Raw genomic sequence first — 6,913 nt, 5'->3', positions numbered from 1 at the left:
TCTTCGACAATCCTGTTAACTATTGGCAGATCATCGGGATGGATCAGCTCTTTCCATGCATCTGCATGCGAATCGATTTCTTCCAAAGTATAGCCGAGCATTTCCACCCAACGGCGATTGCGGACGACCTCTCCCGTTTCCATATTTTGGTCCCAAGAGCCGAGTTCGGCTCCTTCCAACACCAATTTTAGGCGCTCTTCGTTTTCACGCAGCGCCTCCTCTGCCTTCTTACGCTCGGTGATGTCCTCAGCCACGCTTGCGAAACGGAAGACCCTCCCGTATTTGTCCCGGATCGGATAGCTGCGATCCAGAACCCAGCACATTGTGCCGTCGTCACGCACGATTCGGTACTCTGCCTCTACGTACTGGCTCAAGTCCGCACTCCGGGCAAAGGCTTCCCTGACCTGGGCCCGATCCTCCGGGTGGATGACGTCTTGCCAGCTCATCCTGTCGTCGTACGCGCTCTGACAGGAGCGGCCGTACAACCTCTCGTAGGCAGGGTTCACGTAGAGCAGCCGTTTGGCATCCCAATCCGTGAGCCAGAAGACCTGATCGATGTTCTCCGCAAGCTGACGGAACCGCTCCTCGCTCTCTTTCAACGCCTCCTCTGCCTTCTTATGCTCAGTTATGTCCTCTCCTGAACTTAAAGTACCGGTAATGTTACCTGTTTCATCTGTCAATAAGGTATTGTGCCAGGCAATAATTCTTTCTTCGCCGCTTTTGGTTAAAACAGGATTTTCAAAATAATCAGCCGCCTTTTGTCCGCCAGGTATCAACCTTATAAAAGTGGCTCTTACTCTTTCCCTATCCCATTCTGGAAGAAAGTGATCAAACCAATTTTTCCCGGTAATCTCTTCCTCTTCATATCCTAAGATCTTGCACCCTTTTCTATTTATAAGCGTAACTTTTTGCTCTGTATTAATCGCCACGATAATGACTCCGGCAATATTAAGATACTCTTGTGCCTTATTCCTTTCCCTCCAATGAATTTGCTCTATTTCACTCCGTTCTGCTTCGGATTTTCGGACCAGGGTAAATGAAATCAAGCCAATGCAAAAAATGGCAACTAAATCAAAAACAACTTCTCCCCATTCGAACTGCTCAGGTGGCGCCCCGAAGAAAAGTTGAGGAAGGTTAAATAGGTGGTCTGTAGCAAGTATGATACTTAAAACGATAAATGCTCCAATTATTATCAGCCCCGGATTCCCCCCTATTCTTTCTGTCCACTTTTTCTGTCGCATAAGTTTATACTCCATCCATTATCTTGGGATTAAACTCTCTAATTTTTACCTTACTTATCCTGGTTTTTTTCATCAGAATAACCTATATGCTTCTCCATGTCAACCAATAACTTCTATCTAACACGGAAGTATAAAGCTTTAGCTTTATTAATGGCTGTAAGCCTGAAGGCTTACACTCCAAAGAGATTATTCTTTGTTTTTAGATTGAAAAATCCGATCAAAAACCCCCCGTTTTTCGAATGATCAGATCTGGATGTTCATTTATATTTATCGGAATTAAAAAATAAAGGATTAGGTTGCAGGGCAAGGCCTCAGCCTTGCTTGTGGATCTATTTAGGTCTCAAAAAATAAAAGACAGGTATAGAAGCCTGCCCCAACTGTTTTTATCCGTCATTCGTTATTCGTTATTCGTCATTTTCTTTTACATCCCATATTTCTCAATGATCGCAGCCTTATCCTTTCCCAGGATATCGTATTTTTTACCGATCTTGATAAAAGCTTCAACGGCTTTGTCCAGATGTTTGGTCTCATGCACGGCTGAGATCTGGACTCTTATCCTTGCCTGTCCTTGAGGGACCACCGGGTAAGAAAATCCGACAACGTAGATTCCTTCATAATACAGGTCTTTAGCAAAATCCTGAGCCAGCCTGGCATTATATAGCATAATCGGGCAAATCGGGTGGACCCCATCCCTAATCTGGAACCCAGCCTCTTTCATTTTTTCCCTGAAATAAGAGGTATTCTTGTATAGTTTATGTAAAAGCTCGGGCTTTCTTTTTAGAATCTCCAGGACTTTGATGCTCGCATAAACCAGTGAGGGAGGGAGGGTATTGGAGAAAAGATAAGGCCTGGAGCGCTGTCTCAACAGGTCTATTATCTCCTTTCTGGAGCTGGTGAATCCTCCGCAGGCGCCTCCTAAGGCTTTACCCAGGGTACTGGTGATGATATCTATCCTTTTCTCTACTCCACGATATTCGATTGACCCTTTTCCGGTTTTCCCTAAGATGCCGGTAGCATGAGAGTCGTCCACCATAACCAGAGCATTATACTTTTCCCCTAAATCACAGATCTGGTCTAATCTGGCGATATCTCCATCCATAGAGAAAACTCCGTCTGTGGCGATCATCCTTATCCTGTGCCTGCCGCTTTCCTTAAGTTGAGTTTCCAAATCTGCCATATCAGCATGCTTGAACTTTTTCCTTTCTGCTTTGCACAGTCTGATCCCATCGATTATGCTGGCATGATTAAGCTCATCGCTGATCACCACGCAGTCCTGGTCTAAGAGGGTTTCGAAAAGCCCGCCATTAGCATCAAAGCAGGAGGTATAAAGGATGGTATCTTCAGTGCCCAAAAATTCTGAGATTTTTCTCTCCAATTCCTCGTGAATGTCCTGAGTCCCACAGATAAACCGGACACAGGCAAGACCAAAACCGTATTTTTCCAATCCCTCTTGGGCTGCCTTGATAAGCTCCGGATGACTAGCTAAGCCCAAATAGTTATTAGAACAGAATATTACAACCTCTTTTTTTTCTGCACCTGGAGGAAACTCCACCTCAACATCTGCCCTTTGGGGTGAAAGGATATAACGTTCTTCTTTATTTAACCCCGCCTCTTTAATTTTCTTTAATTCCGCCTGGTAAAGCCCCTTGAATGTGCTATAGGCCATTACGACCTCCGTTCTTGTGGAGTTTTGAACTTGCTTATAAACGGTAAACGATAACTTCTATGACTATATTGGTCTTCTTGCTCTCAATTTAGGGAAAAATTTTAAATTAGTCAACTTCTTTTTGATTTATTATTTTTTGGATTTGGAGTATAAAGTTTTAGCTTTATTTTATAGGTAAGCCAATTGTGAGTTAAGTAAAGCCACCCCTAATTAATGTAGCGGAGGTCTTCAGGTCTCTACAAAATGGAAGGCTGAAGCCTTCCGCTACACTTCTCCAACGGTCAGTCGAAGTGGTTCAACCATACCCAAGGGGTTGGTTGACAATTTTCTACATAAAATTTGGAGAAAAGGAAAGGGCAGGCGTGGGAGCCTGCCCCTACATGTTTTATCCGTCATTAGTTATTCGGTATTCGTCATTTCATTTTAAAGTCCGTATTTTTCTATTATCGCCTTCTTATCCTTTCCTAAGATGTCATATTTTTTACCGATCTTAGTGAAGGCTTCAATGGCTTTGTTTAAGTGTTCCATCTCGTGGTTGGCTGAGATCTGAACCCTGATCCGGGCTTCCCCACGAGGAACAACCGGGAAGAAAAATCCGATCACATAGATTCCCTCATAATACAGGTCTTTGGAAAAATCAGAAGCCAGCTTGGCATTATAAAGCATTATGGGAACAATCGGATGGATCCCCTCTTTTATATCGAAACCTGCTTCAGTCATTTTTTTCCTGAAATACAGGGTGTTCTTCTCTAACTTATCCCTTCTCTCGGTGGTCTTTGAGATAAGGTCCAGGACTTTGCTGGCAGCAGAGACTATAACCGGTGGAACCGTGTTGGAGAAAAGATAAGGTCTGGCTCTCTGGCGAAGCAAATCGATAAGCTCTTTTCTGCCGCTCACGCATCCGCCTGAAGCTCCTCCCAAAGCTTTACCCATAGTGGTGGTGATTAAATCGACCCTGCCCATAACCCCGCAGTGCTCATGCGTCCCTCTTCCGGTCTTTCCGACAAATCCGGTGGAATGGGAATCATCCACCAGAACCAGGGCATCATATTTTTCCGCCAAGTCGCAAATAACATCCAGTTTGGCAATATCCCCGTCCATGGAAAAGACCCCGTCAGTGATTATCATCCTGAAGCGGTTTTCCTGGGACTCTTTCAGCTTCTCCTCCAGATGTTCCATATTAGAGTGCTTATAAACATACTGCTGGGCTTTGCAGAGTTTCATCCCATCTACAATCGAGGCATGCACGAGCTTATCTGCAATCATCGCATCTTCGCGATCTAAAAGCACATCAAATACTCCGGCATTAGCATCCATACAGGAAGGAAAAAGAATCGTATCTTCTGTGCCTAAGAATTCGGAGAACTTTCTTTCTAACTCCCGGTGGATATCCTGGGTCCCGCAGATAAACCTGACCGAGGACATCCCATACCCTCTGGCATCCAGACCCTGATGAGCTGCCTTAATTACTTCTGGATGGCTGGAAAGGCCTAAATAGTTATTGGCGCAAAAATTTATAACCTCCTTTTCTTCAGCCCCTTCTGGAAATTCCACCTTTATATCTGCGCCCTGGGGAGAGTGAATGTATCTTTCCAGCTTATTCAGCCCTGCTTCCTGGATGCCATTCAGCTCCTTTTGATAATGTTCTTTCGCCTTACTGCTGTAAGCCATAGGACCTCCTAAAAATTATAATCTTTGAAAAATAATCTTCTGCTTATCAGGCAGCAGATTCTATAAATTCAGATTTCTCCGGATAGCTATATTTTGACGTACTCTTTGAGCAGAGAAATGATATTATTCACCGAGTCAAAAGCCTCGGGAGTAGCTTTAGCACCCGGAATTTGAATCTTATATTTTTTCTCTAAGAAAGTCTTCAGAGAAACCATAGAGAAAGAATCCACAATGCCTGAGGAGATGAGAGGGGTATCCTCTTTGATCTCCATATCGCTGTCATCCTCTAAGAACTCTTTTTTGACGTAATCGATGATCATCTTTTTTGCATCATCCATTTTGTTGCTCCTTTCAAATTTTTTTGTCTGGTTCGTTTGTGAGTTCGCGTAGGGGCGTCCAATTGGACGCCCTGGGTGGTAGGGGTGGAGACAAGCTCCACCCCTACTTATTATTCTCCTGTATGCTATCTAAACATTATGGAATTTTCAAAGCTCAATCATTCTCCAAGGTCGAGGTATCTCCTATCGGCTCTCCCCACTCCTGAGCCCGGAGTAATCGCCGCATAATCTTTCCGCTCCTGGTCTTGGGCAGAGAGGGGACAAACTCTATCTCCTGGGGCATCGCCAGAGGAGAAAGCCTTTTGCGGATGAAATTCATTATATCCAGCTCAAGCTCATCGCTTTTTTGAAATCCTGGTTTGAGTGCGATAAATGCTTTGACCACCTCTAAATTTATCGGGTCAGGCTTTCCAATGGCTGCAGATTCTGCTACTGCCTCATGTTCTAAAAGGGCGGACTCGATTTCAAATGGTCCGACCAAGTGACCGGCAGTGTTAATTACATCATCGTCCCTTCCCACGAACCAGAAATATCCATCCTGGTCAATACTTGCCCTGTCTCCGGTTATGTACCATCCATTTTTGAACTTGTTATCATAAATCTCCGGATTATTCCAGTAAGCCCTGAACATCGAGGGCCAGCCGGGCTTTAGAGCGATCAACCCGACTGAGCCGGCTTTTGTGATTAGATTATAATTAGAATCTAAAACCACTCCTTCGATCCCTGGAAAAGGCTTTCCCATTGAGCCGGGTCTTATCTCCATTCCCGGATAATTCGAGATCACGATAGATCCGGTCTCGGTCTGCCAGTAGGTATCGTGAAAGGGAAGACCATAAACCTTTTTTGACCAGATTACAGCCTCAGCATTCAAAGGCTCACCCACACTGCAAAGATGCCTTAAAGATGAAATGTCAAATCTTTTTACTATCTCCTCACCTTCCCTCATCAATAACCGGATTGCTGTGGGAGCAGAATACCAGACAGTTATCTTATGTCTCTGGATCAGACTATACCACTTTTCCGGATGAAACCCGCTGTCCAAAACCACCTGGGTTATGCCCAGGCTCCAGGGACCGATGATTCCGTAAGATGTCCCTGTTACCCAGCCCGGATCAGCCGTACACCAGTAGATATCATCCGGCTTTAAATCCAGGCACCATTTTGTGGTCAAATACTGAGCGAATATAGAGGAGTGGACGTGCAAAGCCCCTTTGGGCTTTCCGGTGGTTCCTGAGGTGTAATGAAGGACTGAAGGAGTTTCAGGTCCAGTGTGAAAAATCTCGAAATTTTCTATCCTTTTAGCTTTCCTGACAGAGTAAATCATCTCTCCTTGTTCAAGTTTGATACTTTCATCCTCAGTAGCAATGATGACTTTTTTTAGCTCAGGAAGTTTATCCTTTATTCTCCTTATCTTCTTCATCAGCTTTGGAGTGGTGATAATGGCAGAGGCTTTCCCATCTTCCAGCCTGGTCAGAAGAGAATCCTCTCCAAAGGCGGAAAACAAAGGGGCAACGATCCCCCCCATCTTCAAAATCCCCAAGAATGAGAAATAAAGCTCCGGAATCCGGTCCATAAAGATAAAGACTCTTTCCCCTTCCTTTATTCCAATATCCTTCAAAAGCTGGGCAAAATTATTAGAATAGACTTTAAGGTCATCAAAGGTATATCTTTCCACCTCGCCTGAAAACCCTTCCCAGATCATGGCTAACTTTTTTCCCAGCCCTTGCTGACAGATTCTATCTGAACAATAATAACCGATATTAAGCGGAGAACCTTCTTTATAGCCTAACTCCTTTCGGGAAAAAGACCAGTCAAATCCCTCATACCTTTGTTCATAAGAGTCGATGTTGCTTACCACAGATTACTCCTTCTTATTAAACAGTAGAATTATAAATCGGATAAAGTCGATATTCTTTGTCATCTTGTGAAACTTTTCACAAGCTGAGGCATAAGACTACGATGGTTCACTAAAAAAAGCCAATTTTCTTCCTCAGCTT

The 6,913-nt window shown here is 44.1% G+C and carries 5 protein-coding genes; all 5 read right to left on the bottom strand.

Annotated features, from left to right (window positions below; all coding sequences use genetic code 11):
* Positions 1 to 1,241 (bottom strand): PAS domain S-box protein (locus MUP17_10345; protein ID MCJ7459379.1); only part of this gene is annotated, 1,241 nt, incomplete at its 3' end.
* 421 nt (positions 1,242 to 1,662) lie between these two features.
* Positions 1,663 to 2,907 (bottom strand): glycine C-acetyltransferase, encoded by a 1,245-nt coding sequence (gene kbl, locus MUP17_10340; GenBank protein ID MCJ7459378.1) that lies wholly within the window; start codon positions 2,905 to 2,907, stop codon positions 1,663 to 1,665.
* A gap of 423 nt (positions 2,908 to 3,330) precedes the next feature.
* Positions 3,331 to 4,578 (bottom strand): glycine C-acetyltransferase, encoded by a 1,248-nt coding sequence (gene kbl / locus MUP17_10335; protein MCJ7459377.1) that lies wholly within the window; start codon positions 4,576 to 4,578, stop codon positions 3,331 to 3,333.
* Positions 4,579 to 4,664: 86 nt separating this feature from the next.
* On the bottom strand, positions 4,665 to 4,916 hold the full coding sequence (locus tag MUP17_10330; GenBank protein ID MCJ7459376.1) for an acyl carrier protein: 252 nt from the start codon (positions 4,914 to 4,916) through the stop codon (positions 4,665 to 4,667).
* A gap of 154 nt (positions 4,917 to 5,070) precedes the next feature.
* Positions 5,071 to 6,774, bottom strand: a complete 1,704-nt coding sequence (gene acsA / locus MUP17_10325; GenBank protein ID MCJ7459375.1) for an acetate--CoA ligase — start codon at positions 6,772 to 6,774, stop codon at positions 5,071 to 5,073.
* Between the last annotated feature and the right edge of the window lie 139 nt (positions 6,775 to 6,913).

The sequence above is a fragment of the Candidatus Zixiibacteriota bacterium genome (genome assembly GCA_022865345.1).
Taxonomy (GTDB): domain Bacteria; phylum Zixibacteria; class MSB-5A5; order MSB-5A5; family RBG-16-43-9; genus RBG-16-43-9.
Note: the sequence above shows the minus strand (reverse complement) of the source record. Positions and strands in the feature narration are given on the sequence as shown.